Origin of the sequence: Desulfuromonas sp. AOP6 (assembly GCF_009731355.2) — a bacterium.
GTDB lineage: Bacteria > Desulfobacterota > Desulfuromonadia > Desulfuromonadales > SZUA-540 > SZUA-540.
Map to the genome: position 1 here is coordinate 1,032,703 of NZ_AP022810.1, position 13,865 is coordinate 1,046,567.

Genomic DNA, 13,865 nt, shown 5'->3' on the forward strand with positions numbered 1-13,865 from the left:
TGTGCTCCCTCGGAGGTGGCGGCTACAGGCTATTTCAGTAACATTTTTAGCGCCCCCTTGAGAATGTCCTCAAGGCTGGCTTCGGCGGGGATCTCCATGGATTCCAGGGCATTGCGCGCATGTGCCTCTTTGTAGCCGAGATTGGTCAAGGCCGACAGGGTGTCATCAAAAACGTTGAGAGACGATGCCGCTGAAAGGCGGGCGGTGGCTGTCCGCCCAGCTGGCTGCATTTTGGCTACCTTGTCTTTCAGTTCAAGCACCATGCGCTCAGCCGTCTTCTTGCCAATCCCTGGTATTCCGGACAGCCGTTTGAGGTTGCCGTCGTAAAGGGAGGACTTCAACTCCTCAGTCGTGATGTTGGACAGAATATTCAGGGCCAGGCGTGGTCCGATGCCCGAGACACTCAGCAGCAGCTGAAACATTTCTTTTTCATCCAGTCCGAGAAAACCATAGAGATGGATGGCGTCTTCTTTGACATGGGTGTAAATATGCAGACGGCTGTCGCCTTTTTCCGGCAGGCTGTAAAAAGTGGAAAGAGGAATCATGACCCGGTAGCCGACACCCCCCGTTTCCAGGATGATGTGGTCGATGGACTTAAAGACGATATTTCCCGTCAGCAGAGCGATCATGGTCTGGGTACCTTCAATCGAGAGCCAAGGGTGTTCTGGCTGAGTTTAGTTCGGCCTCTGCTGTAGTCTGGCAGTCAACTGATAGCTGTGGGCATGGCAGATGGCGACAGCGAGGGCGTCAGACGCGTCTTCCTGGGCGATCTCCGGAAGATTCATGAGGACACGGACCATGTGCTGGACCTGGGGCTTTGCGGCCCGGCCGTAACCGACCACGGCACTTTTCACCTGCAGCGCCGTGTACTCAAAAACGGGAAGCTGATGTCGTGTTCCGGCCAGCAGGGCGGCTCCCCGAGCATGGCCAAGCTTGAGGGCGGAGAGAGCGTTCTTGGCGAGGAAGATCTGTTCAACCGCCATGGCCTGTGGATTGTGTTCCCCGATAATGCAAACCAGGCCTTCATGGATGGTTTGCAGCCGAAGAGCCAAGCTGTCCTTGCTATCGGTGTAAATAGCGCCGTTATCGATGTGTATCAGCCGGTTTCCCTGCTTTTCAATGACGCCGTAGCCTGTTACCCGGCTACCGGGATCGATTCCGAGTATGCGCATGTTTAATCCCGGTGGAAGATAAAGAAGGGGCTTTGCGCCCCTTCACGTTTTACCCCATAAGGCTGGCGTAATCCTCATCTGAAATGTCGAAGTTGGCGTAGACATTCTGCACGTCGTCATTGTCTTCAAGCTTGTCCATCATCTTGAGCATCTGCTCGGCCTGTTTGCCTTCAACTTGAACCATGGTCTGGGGGATCATGGTGATTTCGGCCGTTTGCCATTTCAGGCCCTTCTCGGCTATAGCCTCCCGAACCTCGATAAAGGTGGATGGGTCCGTAATGACTTCGTAGGAATCACCTTCGTCCTTGACGTCCTCGGCTCCCGCTTCAAGGGCTGCTTCAAATATGGAGTCGAAATCGTTTTCTGTTGGAAAGGAGATCAGCCCTTTGCGATCAAAGAGGTAGGACACGGAGCCGCTTACCCCTAAGCTGCCATTGTGTTTGTTGAATATGTGACGCACGTCAGCCACGGTGCGGGTGCGGTTGTCGGTCATGAACTCGACGATGACAGCGACCCCGCCTGGTCCGTATCCTTCGAAAGTTCCCTCTTCGTAATTCACGCCGTCCATATCGCCCGTTCCCTTTTTGATGGCCCGTTCGATGGTATCCTTTGGCATGTTTTCGCCTTTGGCCTTGTCGATGGCTGTGCGAAGACGGGGATTACCTTCTATGTCGCCACCGCCGATTTTGGCGGCTACTGTGATTTCCTTGATAAGTTTCGTGAAGACCTTGCCGCGCCTGGCGTCCTGGGCGCCCTTGCGGTGTTTGATGTTGGCCCATTTGCTGTGTCCTGCCATCTGTTACGTTCTCCTTCGGTGTATTCGGTGATGCTTTTTGACTAACTGCGGGATATTAGCATGAAAAAAGACGTGGATACAAGCTTGCAGCCAAAAGTTGCCAGGTTGCCTGTAGGGTATTTCACGCAAAAAGCCGGTCGTGGAAGACCGGCTTTTTGCCTGCGACTGACACTGACAAACTCAGTGCTCTTTCGGATAGTTTCGGTACTCGATGATCCGAAGCTTGTTAACCACTTCCCTGACGCCGTCAATTTTCTGAACAGCGGCGACAGAGAGCTTTTTTTCTTTGTCGCTATGCACATGACCGGAGAGAATGATTTTTCCGTCTTCACCGGAAATCTCGACATGGTGGCCGTCCACGCCATCCTGGGTCAGGATGGCAATTTCCGCTTTTTTGCGCAGGATAAGGTTAGTCAGCTTCTTTTTGCAGTTCTGCTTCTGGTCAACGAGGTTCTGGTCCCTGACTCCGTCACAGATTATCTTGACCGCCGTCTCTTCCGTGAGTTTGGAGGTGTTGATGACCAGATCGTAGCCCAGCGGATCTTCCCAGTTCCGATCGAAGTAATATTTGATGAATCCGGCCCTTTGCTGGTCGCTGCGGCGTACCATGATGCGGGCGAGGTCCGGGTCGAGCCATTCCCTTTCGGCCCAGCGCTCAACGCGTTCCTCGAAGGGAGCGATGATGCGGACACGCAGGATGCTTTTGATTTCCTGAAGCAGATCCTGGCCACCACGGCCATAGATGATGACGTTGCCCTTGAGAGCATATTCGAGAATAATCAGCTCAATGTAGTGAAGGTCGAGTTCCGCCTTTTCATCAAGCTTTTCGATAAAGGCAGGAGGCTTCTCGTCAGCATTTTCGAGGGCGTCGGGACTGACGCCATAATTCAGGGCGGCTTCTTTGATCGTTTCTCCGTCAAGCAGGGTATAGCCGAGTTTTTCTGCCAGCATGTGGGCGATGGGAATGCCGGCGCTTCCCATTTCGCGGGAGATGGTAATGATTGCCATATCTATTCCTCAAGTTTGGTATGTGGCTAGAATAACGTCGAAATACTAACAAGCTGTGACGGTGTTTACAAGGATTAAATCACGCCGGCAAGGAGACGGTCTGCCCCGTTTAATAGGCCGGTTTGTAGTCGAAATAATGCTGAGACTTGATGAAGCGAACGGTGCGGCTGCGGGAGCGCATGACGATGGAGTGTGTTTCGGCGCCACCGGAAAAGTAGCGGACTCCGTCAAGGAGGTCGCCGCTGGTGACACCGGTAGCGGCAAAAAAGACATCACCCTTGGCCATATCTTCAGCCATGTAGACCTGGTCAAAATCGTCGATGCCCATTTTGAGGGCGCGATCTCTCTCATCTTTACTCATGAAGACCAGGCGGCCCTGCATCCCTCCGCCCATGCATTTGAGAGCGGCGGCGGCCAGAACGCCTTCGGGGGCGCCGCCGATACCCATCATGAGATCGACGCCACTGCCGTCGACAGCGGCGGCAATGGCGGGAGCGACGTCACCATCCGAGATGAGGTGGATGCGAGCGCCAGCCTTGCGAATCTCCTCAACCATCTTTTCGTGGCGGGGCCGATCCAGGACAACTACGGTCAAATCTTCTACGTAGCATTTTTTTGCATCCGCCACCCGCTTGAGGTTTTCGGCGGGAGACAGGTTGATGTCTATGGCGTTCCTGGCCGCGGGCCCCGTGGCAATTTTTTCCATGTACATGTCTGGCGCGTGGAGAAATCCTCCGCGAGGGGCTATCGCAATGGTGGTAATGGAGCCGTTCATCCCTTTGGCGCAGATGCTGGTTCCTTCCAGGGGGTCGACGGCGATATCAACTTCAGGTGCTTCGCCATTTCCCACTTTTTCCCCGATATAGAGCATGGGGGCTTCATCCATTTCCCCCTCACCGATGACCACTGTCCCGCTGATGTTGATGGATTCCAGGGTCCGGCGCATAGCGTTGGTGGCGGCATCGTCGGCGGCAATCTTGTTGCCCTTGCCAACCCAGCGTCCACAGGACAGGGCGGCGGCTTCGGTTACCCTGACCAGTTCAAGGGCGAGATTTCTGTCCATAAAAAATTCCTTTGGTATGGTTTCTTTTTGCGCCGCATAATTGCATGTTTTTTGGAGAATGACAAGTTTTGCTGTAGAGTTTTGCTGTAGAGTTTGACAGTGTAAGAGCTTATAATCGCCAGTCTATGTCAGCCTGATTTTTGTTTTCCGGGGGCGATATTTTTGGCTCTGGATGGGAGGGTGTGTTGTCTGAATTTCTTGTATGGGCCCATCGCGGGGCCTCCAGTCAGGCTCCCGAGAATACCATGGCGGCTTTTCTCGCTGCAGAAGTGGCCGGCGCTTCCGGGATTGAGCTGGATGTGCATCTGAGCAGGGATGGTGTGCCGGTGGTGATCCACGATGAAACCCTTGAACGGACTACCACCGGGCGGGGGCGCGTCAGTCGCAGGACATTTCGCGAGATCCGCGCTCTCGATGCCGGTGGCTGGTTCGGGTCAACCTTTCAAGGGGAGGTGGTCCCTTCTCTGGAGGAGGTCATGTCCTGGGCCGAGGGGCGACTGCGTCTCAATATAGAAATCAAGGCAGCGGACGCCGGCCTGGCCGTTCTGGATCTGCTGGAGCGTTTTCCCCGTACCGACGTACTGCTTTCCTCTTTCAACCACCGCCTGTTGTCCAGAATCCACTCTGTGGCGCCAAAACTGGCGCTCGGTTACCTGGTGGAGGTCCCACTCTGGCACCTGGCCCTGATGCGGGCTGTTCGTCACCAGGCCGCCAGCTTTCATCCTCGCGTCGATCGCGTCTCGCGTGCCATGGTCACCGCCTGCAGGCGCCAGGGCATGGATATCGTACCCTGGACCGTCGATGATCTTGATCAGCTCGACTTTCTGCGTCGACAGGGTGTCCGGGGAGTTTTTACAAACGACCCTCAAAAAATCACACAGCATCTGGCCAAAAGCACCCGTCGCTGCCGTTGATCGGAGCGTGATACTAAGGTCCGCGCCGCCGGAAGTTTTGACTCCTTTGCGAGCTTTGGTAGAGTTAATCAGTTTATAGCTTCAAAGAAGACCGCTGGTTTGATTTTTCAGTGGCCAGATTTCTTGTCATTCTAACAGGAGCCTCCACGGGTTTAATGCTCAGAGCCGCCAAAATAAAAGCTATAATCTTTGATCTCGATGGTACTCTTTATACGAGTAAAGGAATGGAGAGGGAGATCGCCGCCGCCGCGGAGAGTCTGGTGGCGCAAACCAGGGGGATGACTCCTGCCCAGGGGCGCAACCTTCTGCGCTCTGCCAAAAAGCGCCTGGCGGAAAGTCTGGAGGAGGAGCCGACCCTGACGCGGACCTGTCTGGAATTGGGGATTGATATTCCCGATCTGCATCGGGCCTTTCAGCAACAGGTCCACCCAGAACGTTACCTGGAGAATGATCCTATCCTCTTTGCGTTACTTGACTCGCTTCGCGACCATTGTGATCTTTATATCTACACCAACAACAATCTGCCTCTGGCCCAGAAAATTCTGGCCCTGCTCGGGGTTGAGGAATTGTTCTCCCGCCTTTACACTATTGAATTCTGTGGAATGCCCAAGCCGGATGCCAACGCTCTTCAAAAGGTGGTCGCCGATATCGGGGGGACTCCCGACAGCTTTCTCTTTGTCGGCGATCGTCAGGCCGTCGACCTGAAAGCGCCCCGTGCATTAGGAAGCAGCGTCCTTCTGGTTCGGGACACCTCGGACCTTTTGCAGATTCATAAAACCCTCGGCATAATCCCCTGACAGTGTCTTCTGCTCGGGCTTGTTTTCCTGTGGGCACTGCGGTAAACTTCCCCACTTTTAATGCTCAGTGAGGATGAACTTATGACGAGAAACAGCGAGGCCAAGGCACTCGAAGCTTTTCTTTTGCAACATGTCCGGCAGAATGGCGGTATTTCCTTTGCGGAATATATGAGCCAATGTCTTTATCATCCCCAGTACGGCTATTACATGGTTTCCAGAGACCGTATCGGCAAAGGGGGGGATTTTTTTACTTCGTCCAGTGTGCATTCCCTTTTCGGGCGCTTGATTGCCAAGCAACTGCATGAGATGTGGGATATCCTTGGTCGAGACGCCTTTACCGTTGTGGAACAGGGGGCCGGTGAAGGGCATCTGTGTCTGGATATCCTTGATTCCATTGCGGACGACTTTCCGGATTTTTATGAAGCGATGACCTATCAGTTGGTCGAGATCAGCCCGGATAACAGGACTCGTCAGAAAACGCTGCTGTCTAGGCATCTCGCCCGGGTTGACTGGTGTGAGTTCGCCGACCTTAAAAACATCAGGGGCTGTTTTCTTTCCAATGAATTGGTAGATGCTTTTCCCGTCAGGCTGTTTGAAAAGCACAACGGGGTCCTCAAGGAAGTCTACGTCGTTGCCGGGGAAAATGGTCTGGGCGAAGAGCTCCGTCCGCTGGAAGATCCTCATATCACCGATTACTTCCGGACCGTTGGCATCGAACCGGTAGAAGGCAACCGCTTTGAGGTCAATCTTCCGGCGGTGGAATGGATGCATGCTGTGGCCGATGTGCTCGAGGTCGGTTTTGTGCTGACCGTCGATTATGGCTACCCCGCCGGAGAGCTGTATGCTCCCTTCCGCCGAAACGGCACCCTGATGTGCTATCGAAATCACCAGTCCAGCGACAACCCTTACGACGCCCCGGGCAGCCAGGACATAACGGCCCACATCGATTTCACCGCACTGCAGAAATTCGGAGCCGAACGTGGTCTTGTCACCCTTTTCTTCGGTCCGCAGTACAAATTTCTGATGGCCTTGGGGTTTGTCGAAACGCTCATGGAGATGCAGGCCAGAGAACCGGATGAAAAGCGAGCCCGGGCCCTGCGTCTCACCCTCAAGAATCTCATCGTGCCGGATGGTGGTATGGGGGAAACCTTCAAAGTGCTTGTGCAGGGGAAGGGGGTTGATGAACCGGCTCTTTTGTGCAACCGCTCCCTTCGAGATATCCCATTGCCCGGAGCCTTTGCTTAAAGGGCCATAGCCGGCCACACTAACAAAAAACGAGGAGGAAAGCCCATGCGTGAAAAAGTAGAAGAAGTCCTGCAGTTGGTCCGTCCGGCTCTTCAGGCCGACGGTGGTGATGTCGAGCTCGTTGACGTGACGGATGACGGGGTGGTCAGCGTCAGGTTGATGGGAGCCTGCGGTTCCTGCCCCATGTCGACAATGACCCTGAAGATGGGGATTGAAAAGACCCTGAAAGAAAGAATCCCCGAGGTGAAATCGGTCGTTCAGGTCTAACTGGGCAACAGAGGAAGGAGGATGATATGGTCAAGGTAAAAACTTTCGGAGAGCCGCTGCAGATATTCCGGGCGCATCAGGAGTTGGAAGAGCTTGACCGGCGTATCAACAGCTTCATTCAGGAAAATCACATCCGCAAGGTCATTTCCGTCAGCGATGCGCCAACCACTGACTCGACGGGCGCGACCATCGGTCTGGTCCGTGTCCTCGTCTATGAGGACTAGGTCCGGATTTCACTAAAAAGATGGTGGTAGAAAGGCACGGCACCTTATTGGATCGCCGTGCCTTTCTGCTTTGTGGGAATAAAAAAGAGCGGGCTCTCCCTTCGGAAAGCCCGCTCTTTTTATGAATCAACAGAAAGGAAATGGACTATTTGCGTGCCCACTTCTTATTCGTCATGGGGTCCCCTTTGTAGCCAAGAGCCTTCCAGTCCATGCGACCGTTGTCGCCGTGGCAGTCAAGGCACTTGAGTGCATCTTTGGCAGGAGAAACCATGTGATTGATCCGCCAGTACATTTCGGTGGGGGCGAAACCGTACTCACCGCTGTACTTGAGACCCTTTTCAATCATGATGGGGTTCTCTTCCATGCCGAGCTTAGCGGCTTTATCCCAATCGAAGTCCTTCCAGTAGCCGCCATTGCCATAAACTTTGGCGGTGATGAAGACTTTGTGGTTCTTGTCGTAGATCTGCTGACCGCGGTGAACCTTGAAGGGATAGATCTTGGCTTCCTTGTCCTTGATGGTGGAGGTCGGGTAGGCCAGCTTGGTCACCTTGGTGGGATCCATCTTCTCGCCGGGCAGGTAAGCGTCAGCGGCGCCATCCTGATACCAGGCGTATTCAGGCTGTACCATTTTGCCGTACTCGAAGGTTCCCTTTTTCTTTACATAGGTGTGCTTGCCGTACTTGTCCTTGTTGTCAGCGGCATGCTCTTTGGCGTCATCACCGGCAGTGGACCAGTCCCAGCTCATCTTGGTGGCGATGTTCTTGGCGAAGTAAGGAACATGGCAAGTCTGGCAGGCCACGGCCTCGGCGTGGTCATTCAGGCGGCTTTCCGCATGGGGAGCTGCTTCATGGCACTGGGTGCAGCCGAAGTGGCTGTCGCCGGTGGGGGAAACACCCAGGGAGTTGCCGGTAATCTGGTGGTTCTGGGTTTTGTGGCACTCCTGGCACTGAAAATCAGGGCCGTCGGCGTCCATGTGCACGTCGGTGGCGCGATCAGGGTAGGACATGGAAGAATCGAGATCGCCGTGCTTGACGGCGTCGCCACCACCGCCAAAGAAGTGGCAGGTGCCGCAGTTGTCACGGACGGGCATGCCGACATTCTGAGCGATGTTGAGCAGGTCGAGATTAGAAGCGGGCATGCCGCCGGTGCCGGCTGCTTTCTTGTAGGTGCCGGTGTTGTCGTGACAGACCAGGCAGTCGATCTTGGTCTTGTCGGTGAAGTCAAAAGTTTTCACATCTTCCATTCCGTAACCGGCGTGGCAGCCGGAGCAGAAGATTTCGTTAGCTGAGACGGAAGTGCAGAAGTTGTTGATGGCATCGCGCTTTCCGCGATAGACTTCCTCGCCATGTACTTTCTGCTCAAGGGCCCAGTTCCAGTGGGAAGTCTTCATGAAGTCCATGGCCTGGTCTTCGTGACACTCAAGGCATTTCTGGGTCACTTCGGGACCGCTGGTGATGGGGCCGGTGATGAAGGACGTGTGATCGACCTGGGCCATGGCTGGCAGGGCCAGCAGGCAGGCCAGGGCAACGATCACTGCTGTGATTGCTCCGCGTTGCTGTTGCATGTTCTTACCTCCGTTTGCTACCGATTGTTTAAGCCGCTCTGGGCGGCCAGTAAAGGGTAAAGACCCGACCTATTTCGAGCCTTGGCAGGCGAAATGACGACTTCCCGGCTCGGGAATCGTCTTAAGATAAACGCTGAGTTTTTATCATGTAAAAGAAGGGGTTGTCAATCCACTTATTGCAATATGGTAAATGGCTAATCTTTGCATATATCTAATTTTGTATGTTCGGGAAAGTTCCTGGCGCTTTTGCTTTCCTGTGCATTGTCTGTCTCTCATGGTATCGGTTAGAGCTGGTTGAAACTTTCGGACCATTGGGTATAGTGAAAAGCGTATATTTGAACGCCTTAAAGCGGCACCAAAAAAAGACTTAATTTCTCCGGCGCGATACAGGATACTTGTTTTACGGTTATCTGCCGTTTTGGCGGTGATCCGATTATTTGCAGAAAGGGAGAGAATCATGGCGATTGAATCCATTAACCCGGCTACGGGTGACCTGTTGGAGACCTTTGAAGAATGGACGGCGGAAAAAACCGCCGCTGTTATTGACGAAGTCGATGCGGCCTGGCAACGCTGGCGCCTGACGACTTTTGCCGAGAGAGCCCGCCTTATGAAGGCAGCCGCTGTCGTTTTACGGCAGAATGCCGCCGAATACGCCCGAATCATGGCCCTGGAAATGGGCAAGCCGATTACTGAGGGCAAGGGCGAGGTGGAAAAGTGTGCCTGGGTCTGTGACTACTACGCTGACAATGCCGAGAATTTTCTCGCGCCGGAAAAAGTCGAAAGTGATGGGAGCAGGGCCTATGTCGCCTTTCGGCCCATCGGCACCGTACTGGCCGTCATGCCCTGGAACTTTCCTCTCTGGCAGGTCTTCCGGTTTGCTGCTCCCGCCCTCATGGCAGGCAATACCGGTGTTCTGAAGCATTCCTCCAACGTGCCGCGCAGTGCCCTGGCGATTGAGGAGGTCTTCATCAAGGCGGGCTTCCCGGCCAATGTTTTTCGTACTTTGATGATCGGCTCCTCCAAGGTGGACGCGGTGATCGAAAATGATCACATCAAAGCAATCACTCTGACCGGCAGCGATATCGCCGGCCGCAAGGTGGCCGCCAAGTCGGGGCAGATGCTTAAAAAAACTGTCATGGAGCTGGGCGGTAGCGATCCTTTTATTGTTCTCGCCGATGCTGACATCGATCAAGCCGCCGCCGTAGCCTCGCGGGCGCGTTGTATCAACTCAGGCCAGAGCTGCATTGCCGCCAAGCGTTTTATCGTCGTTGACGAGGTCTACGATTCCTTTCTTGCCAAGTTCAAGGCAGCGATGGGGAATCTTGTCATCGGTGATCCTCTCGACCCCAAAACCCAGGTTGGCCCACAAGCCCGCGAGGATTTAATGATGGAGCTCCACGGACAGGTGACCGCTTCTTTGGAAAAAGGTGCCAAGGTCGCCCTGGGTGGGGCCCCGCTGAAGCAGCCGGGATATTTTTACCCTCCCACCATTCTGATCGATGTCAAACCCGGCATGCCGGCCTACCATGAAGAGTTTTTTGGCCCCGTTGCCTCCGTCATTCGCGTCAAGGATGCGCAGGAGGCACTGAAGGTAGCCAATGATACGCCTTTCGGCCTTGGGGGATCGGTCTGGACCCGTGATGTTGCTCAAGGCGAATCCATCGCGGGCCAGGTGGAAGCCGGAGCTGTCTTCGTCAACGGGATCGTCAAGAGTGACCCGAGGCTGCCTTTCGGTGGTGTCAAAATATCCGGATATGGGCGGGAACTCTCCCATTATGGCATCAAGGAATTTGTCAACATCCAGACTGTCTGGATTGGCTGATAGCGCCCATTTAGGTGTTTTGTTCGATAATTTACAGGACGGGTCGCTTCCGGGCGACCTGCCCTGTTTTTTTTTAGCGGTGACGGCTTGCCCTCCTGGATTTTGTCTGATTCTGGGATATCCTTGACAGGGTCGAGGAGTTGCCCATGTCCCGGATTTTTCCCGTGTTCATTCTTGTTGTAGTCCTTGCTGTTCCGTCCTGGGCACTGGAGCAGACTTCTGCCCGGGCACTCGTCCCCGAGTTGAACCTCTGGCTGCAGCCGGAATCCTTGGCCATGACAGGTATTCGGATGCCGGAAGCTGTCTCGGATTTTTACCGTGCGAGCGATGAGGGGGCTGCCTGGACGGATGGTTTGTCAGTGGGGCCACAGGCCCATGAGCTTCTTGAGGTTATCCGGGGGGCTGCTGAAGAAGGGCTTTGCCCGGAAGATTATCATCTTCTCGAACTGGAGAGTCTTTTTCGGTATGAAGAGGATTGTCGGCGGCATGAGCTGACGCCGGCGGCCGAGTGGCTGGCGCGTCTCGATATTGTGCTCACCGATGCTTTTCTGCTCTATGCCACCCATCAGATCCAGGGACGTCTTGACCCCGTCACCCTCCATAATGGCTGGAAAGCGTCGCCGCGAAAAGCGGATGTGGCCAAGCTTCTTCGCTATGCTTTGACCACGGGCCGTACCGGCCGCGTTCTGGCTGAGTTGGCTCCGACGGCGCCAGGTTATGTTCGTTTGCGGGAACAGCTCACTGCATTACGCCTGGTGGCTGCCGAGGGATTGAGGGAGCCTTTCCCCACGGGACGCACATTGCGCCCTGGTGATGTCGATCCGCATATCCGCCTTTTGAAGCAACGCCTGTTTGAAAGTGGTGATCTTGCAGGCTTCGATGAAGCGAACGCCAGCATCCTGGACCGTGACACGGTCACAGCCCTGCGCCGCTGGCAGGTCCGGCACGGCTTGACGTCTGACGGCGTTCTGGGACCGCGCACACGGACGGAACTCCGTGTGCCGATTACCGTACGGATACGGCAGATTGAGAGGAACCTGGAGCGCTGGCGCTGGCTACCGAAGAGTCTGGGGGGGCGCTATATCCTTGTCAATATCGCCGACTTTGCCCTGCAGGTGGTCGAAGAGGGCGTTCCCGTCATGACCATGCCTGTTATCGTGGGGACTTCTTACCGAAAAACCCCCGTTTTTTCAGGGCGAATGACCTATCTGGAGTTTGCTCCCTACTGGTATGTCCCCCCGACTATTCTGCGCGAGGACAAGCTTCCCCTGATCAAGGTCGATCCCACCTGGATGGAAAGGAACCACTACGAAATAATTCCCGCTTCGAAAGAGACCGTCAGGCAGTTGGAGGTCAGCGAGGTGGACTGGAAAGATATTCATGCGGAGAACTTTCCCGGCATTCTGCGCATGAAGCCAGGGCCTTGGAATCCCCTGGGGAGGGTAAAATTCATGTTCCCCAATCCTTATGCCGTCTATCTGCACGACACCCCGGATCGTCATCTCTTCATGCGGTCAGAACGTTCCTTCAGTTCCGGCTGCATTCGTATTGAACGGCCTCTGGATCTGGCGCAATATCTGCTGGAGGGGAGGGGGTGGAATTGTGACGAAATAATCGATCTGCTCCAGGGGGATCACCCCCTGCGCGTCAATCTGCCCGAGGCGATCCCGGTGCATCTTCTTTATTTTACCGCCTGGGTAGACTACGCAGGCACACTTCATTACCGCAAAGATCCCTACTGGCGTGACCTGGGGCTGGAGGATGCGTTGCAGGGGTTCCCAGAAAAAACTTTTTCCGCAGAGGCTAGAACAGGTTTTTGAGCCAGCGAAAGGCCACCACCGTTCCAATGGCCGAGCCCAGGGAGGAAAAGAGGAAAACGAGCAAAACGCGGGTCATGCGGTTTCTCCACCAGCCGCGCAGGGTGGCCAGGTCGTCGCTGACATTCTCCATGTCGCGGACCGACGGGGGCGCGACGAAGGCCTGTACCAGCCCGGTGACGAAGCCGGCACCGATGGTCGGGTTGAGGGATGTGATCGGGGCGGCTACAAAGGCAGCAAGAATCGTCAGCGGATGTCCCAGCGCCAGCAAAGTGCCAAAAGAGGCCAGCAGGCCGTTGGCCAGTACCCAGGCCAGGGCGGTTCCCGCTATCCTTTCCCGGTCACCAAAAAAAAAGCCGACGACAAACAGCCCCGCCACAATGATGGGAATAAGCCAGGGCACAAATTTCGAGAATCCCGACTTGGATGGAATGGTGGATATTTCCGCGATAACCTCGGACAGTGTATTTTCGCTGTTCAGGTGCCGAATGATTCCGGGAAGGTGAGCGGCTCCCACCACGGCGACAATTTTCTCTCCCGGGGCCTGTCGGATATGGTGAGCCATGTAGAGGTCGCGCTCATCGACCAGAATGGTTTTGACCGAAGGGAGCACGGTGGCCATCTCGTCAAGCATGGCGGAAAGGGTATCGGTCTGGCGCAGGCGGGCCAGTTCCTCTTCATCCAGTTTCTGGTTGTCAAAGAGGCTGGCCAGCATGGTGCTCACCAGCTGCATTTTTTTCCAGAGTCCCGTTTTTCGCCAGGCACGCAACAGCGTCGTCCGGATGTCCCTGTCCACCAGTCGCACCGTCAAGCCTTTTTCTTCGGCCAGGGATGCCGCCTCGGCCAGCTCGGCGCCGGGCTTGACCCCTGTCTGTAATCCCATGCGCTTCTGAAAGGAGGCCAGCACCAGGTTGGCCAGCAGAAAAGGTCCCTGGCCCTTTTTCAAAACCTGAATCAGGTTGAGGGAGTGCCAGCGGTTCGGATCTTTAAGTGATTGATAGCGTTGGGAATCGAGTTCGACACAGACCGTGTCGGGGGCTTGTTCTTCAATGACCCGGCGGACGGTTTCAACAGATTCCTGGGAGATATGGGCGGTTCCGACAAGGAGGATCTCCTTGCCGTCCACCTGGATGATGGTGGTATCGGAGACAGTGTTTTCGGACATGGGCACCTGTG

14 protein-coding genes are annotated in these 13,865 nt (G+C 55.1%); 7 read left to right on the plus strand and 7 right to left on the minus strand.

Annotation, left to right across the window (positions count from 1 at the left end):
- Window positions 1-29 precede the first annotated feature (29 nt).
- The 5 genes from ruvA to glpX form a co-directional block, all read right to left on the minus strand.
- Window positions 30-629, minus strand: a complete 600-nt coding sequence (ruvA, locus tag AOP6_RS04920; RefSeq protein WP_155875494.1) for a Holliday junction branch migration protein RuvA — start codon at window positions 627-629, stop codon at window positions 30-32.
- Window positions 630-674: 45 nt separating this feature from the next.
- Window positions 675-1,172 (minus strand): crossover junction endodeoxyribonuclease RuvC, encoded by a 498-nt coding sequence (gene ruvC, locus AOP6_RS04925; RefSeq protein ID WP_155875495.1) that lies wholly within the window; start codon window positions 1,170-1,172, stop codon window positions 675-677.
- 49 nt (window positions 1,173-1,221) lie between these two features.
- The gene (locus AOP6_RS04930) at window positions 1,222-1,968 is read right to left on the minus strand and encodes a YebC/PmpR family DNA-binding transcriptional regulator (RefSeq protein ID WP_155875496.1); all 747 of its coding nucleotides are present in this window, start codon (window positions 1,966-1,968) and stop codon (window positions 1,222-1,224) included.
- Window positions 1,969-2,148: 180 nt separating this feature from the next.
- Entirely contained in the window at window positions 2,149-2,976 is an 828-nt protein-coding gene (locus AOP6_RS04935) for a cytidylate kinase family protein (protein WP_155875497.1), read from the minus strand.
- 109 nt (window positions 2,977-3,085) lie between these two features.
- Window positions 3,086-4,039 (minus strand): class II fructose-bisphosphatase, encoded by a 954-nt coding sequence (glpX, locus tag AOP6_RS04940; RefSeq protein WP_155875498.1) that lies wholly within the window; start codon window positions 4,037-4,039, stop codon window positions 3,086-3,088.
- Window positions 4,040-4,224: 185 nt separating this feature from the next.
- On the opposite strand from glpX, the gene AOP6_RS04945 reads away from it, so the two are divergent.
- From AOP6_RS04945 to AOP6_RS04965, 5 genes are all read left to right on the plus strand, one after another.
- Window positions 4,225-4,953 carry a glycerophosphodiester phosphodiesterase family protein gene (locus AOP6_RS04945; RefSeq protein ID WP_155875499.1) on the plus strand — a complete coding sequence of 243 codons (729 nt, stop codon included), beginning with the start codon at window positions 4,225-4,227 and terminating at the stop codon, window positions 4,951-4,953.
- A 155-nt stretch (window positions 4,954-5,108) separates the two neighbouring features.
- The gene (locus AOP6_RS04950; protein WP_155875500.1) at window positions 5,109-5,750 is read left to right on the plus strand and encodes an HAD family hydrolase; all 642 of its coding nucleotides are present in this window, start codon (window positions 5,109-5,111) and stop codon (window positions 5,748-5,750) included.
- A gap of 81 nt (window positions 5,751-5,831) precedes the next feature.
- Window positions 5,832-6,995 (plus strand): SAM-dependent methyltransferase, encoded by a 1,164-nt coding sequence (locus AOP6_RS04955; RefSeq protein ID WP_155875501.1) that lies wholly within the window; start codon window positions 5,832-5,834, stop codon window positions 6,993-6,995.
- Between the two features lie 45 nt (window positions 6,996-7,040).
- Window positions 7,041-7,262: a NifU family protein gene (locus tag AOP6_RS04960; RefSeq protein ID WP_155875502.1), complete on the plus strand. Its 222-nt coding sequence runs from the start codon at window positions 7,041-7,043 to the stop codon at window positions 7,260-7,262.
- Window positions 7,263-7,288: 26 nt separating this feature from the next.
- Window positions 7,289-7,486 (plus strand): hypothetical protein, encoded by a 198-nt coding sequence (locus AOP6_RS04965; protein WP_155875503.1) that lies wholly within the window; start codon window positions 7,289-7,291, stop codon window positions 7,484-7,486.
- Between the two features lie 145 nt (window positions 7,487-7,631).
- Here the strand turns inward: AOP6_RS04965 and AOP6_RS04970 are convergent, their stop codons facing one another.
- Window positions 7,632-8,981, minus strand: a complete 1,350-nt coding sequence (locus AOP6_RS04970) for a tetrathionate reductase family octaheme c-type cytochrome (RefSeq protein WP_346015139.1) — start codon at window positions 8,979-8,981, stop codon at window positions 7,632-7,634.
- 526 nt (window positions 8,982-9,507) lie between these two features.
- Between AOP6_RS04970 and AOP6_RS04975 the strand changes: the two genes are divergently transcribed.
- Window positions 9,508-10,872, plus strand: a complete 1,365-nt coding sequence (locus AOP6_RS04975; protein ID WP_155875505.1) for an NAD-dependent succinate-semialdehyde dehydrogenase — start codon at window positions 9,508-9,510, stop codon at window positions 10,870-10,872.
- Between the two features lie 146 nt (window positions 10,873-11,018).
- Entirely contained in the window at window positions 11,019-12,692 is a 1,674-nt protein-coding gene (locus tag AOP6_RS04980; RefSeq protein ID WP_155875506.1) for a L,D-transpeptidase family protein, read from the plus strand.
- Here AOP6_RS04980 and AOP6_RS04985 read toward each other — a convergent pair.
- Window positions 12,676-13,854, minus strand: a complete 1,179-nt coding sequence (locus AOP6_RS04985) for a TraB/GumN family protein (protein ID WP_155875507.1) — start codon at window positions 13,852-13,854, stop codon at window positions 12,676-12,678. The two genes, AOP6_RS04980 and AOP6_RS04985, sit on opposite strands and share 17 nt — an antisense overlap.
- Window positions 13,855-13,865 lie beyond the last annotated feature (11 nt).

What these genes read in the sequence shown, in the direction of transcription:
- ruvC (WP_155875495.1), bottom strand. Translation starts at nt 1,172, where the DNA reads ATGCGCATACTCGGAATCGATCCCGGTAGCCGGGTAACAGGCTACGGC.
- AOP6_RS04960 (WP_155875502.1), top strand. Translation starts at nt 7,041, where the DNA reads ATGCGTGAAAAAGTAGAAGAAGTCCTGCAGTTGGTCCGTCCGGCTCTT.
- AOP6_RS04980 (WP_155875506.1), top strand. Translation starts at nt 11,019, where the DNA reads ATGTCCCGGATTTTTCCCGTGTTCATTCTTGTTGTAGTCCTTGCTGTT.
- AOP6_RS04950 (WP_155875500.1), top strand. Translation starts at nt 5,109, where the DNA reads ATGCTCAGAGCCGCCAAAATAAAAGCTATAATCTTTGATCTCGATGGT.
- AOP6_RS04985 (WP_155875507.1), bottom strand. Translation starts at nt 13,854, where the DNA reads ATGTCCGAAAACACTGTCTCCGATACCACCATCATCCAGGTGGACGGC.
- ruvA (WP_155875494.1), bottom strand. Translation starts at nt 629, where the DNA reads ATGATCGCTCTGCTGACGGGAAATATCGTCTTTAAGTCCATCGACCAC.
- AOP6_RS04970 (WP_346015139.1), bottom strand. Translation starts at nt 8,981, where the DNA reads ATGGCCCAGGTCGATCACACGTCCTTCATCACCGGCCCCATCACCAGC.
- glpX (WP_155875498.1), bottom strand. Translation starts at nt 4,039, where the DNA reads ATGGACAGAAATCTCGCCCTTGAACTGGTCAGGGTAACCGAAGCCGCC.
- AOP6_RS04930 (WP_155875496.1), bottom strand. Translation starts at nt 1,968, where the DNA reads ATGGCAGGACACAGCAAATGGGCCAACATCAAACACCGCAAGGGCGCC.
- AOP6_RS04955 (WP_155875501.1), top strand. Translation starts at nt 5,832, where the DNA reads ATGACGAGAAACAGCGAGGCCAAGGCACTCGAAGCTTTTCTTTTGCAA.
- AOP6_RS04965 (WP_155875503.1), top strand. Translation starts at nt 7,289, where the DNA reads ATGGTCAAGGTAAAAACTTTCGGAGAGCCGCTGCAGATATTCCGGGCG.
- AOP6_RS04975 (WP_155875505.1), top strand. Translation starts at nt 9,508, where the DNA reads ATGGCGATTGAATCCATTAACCCGGCTACGGGTGACCTGTTGGAGACC.
- AOP6_RS04935 (WP_155875497.1), bottom strand. Translation starts at nt 2,976, where the DNA reads ATGGCAATCATTACCATCTCCCGCGAAATGGGAAGCGCCGGCATTCCC.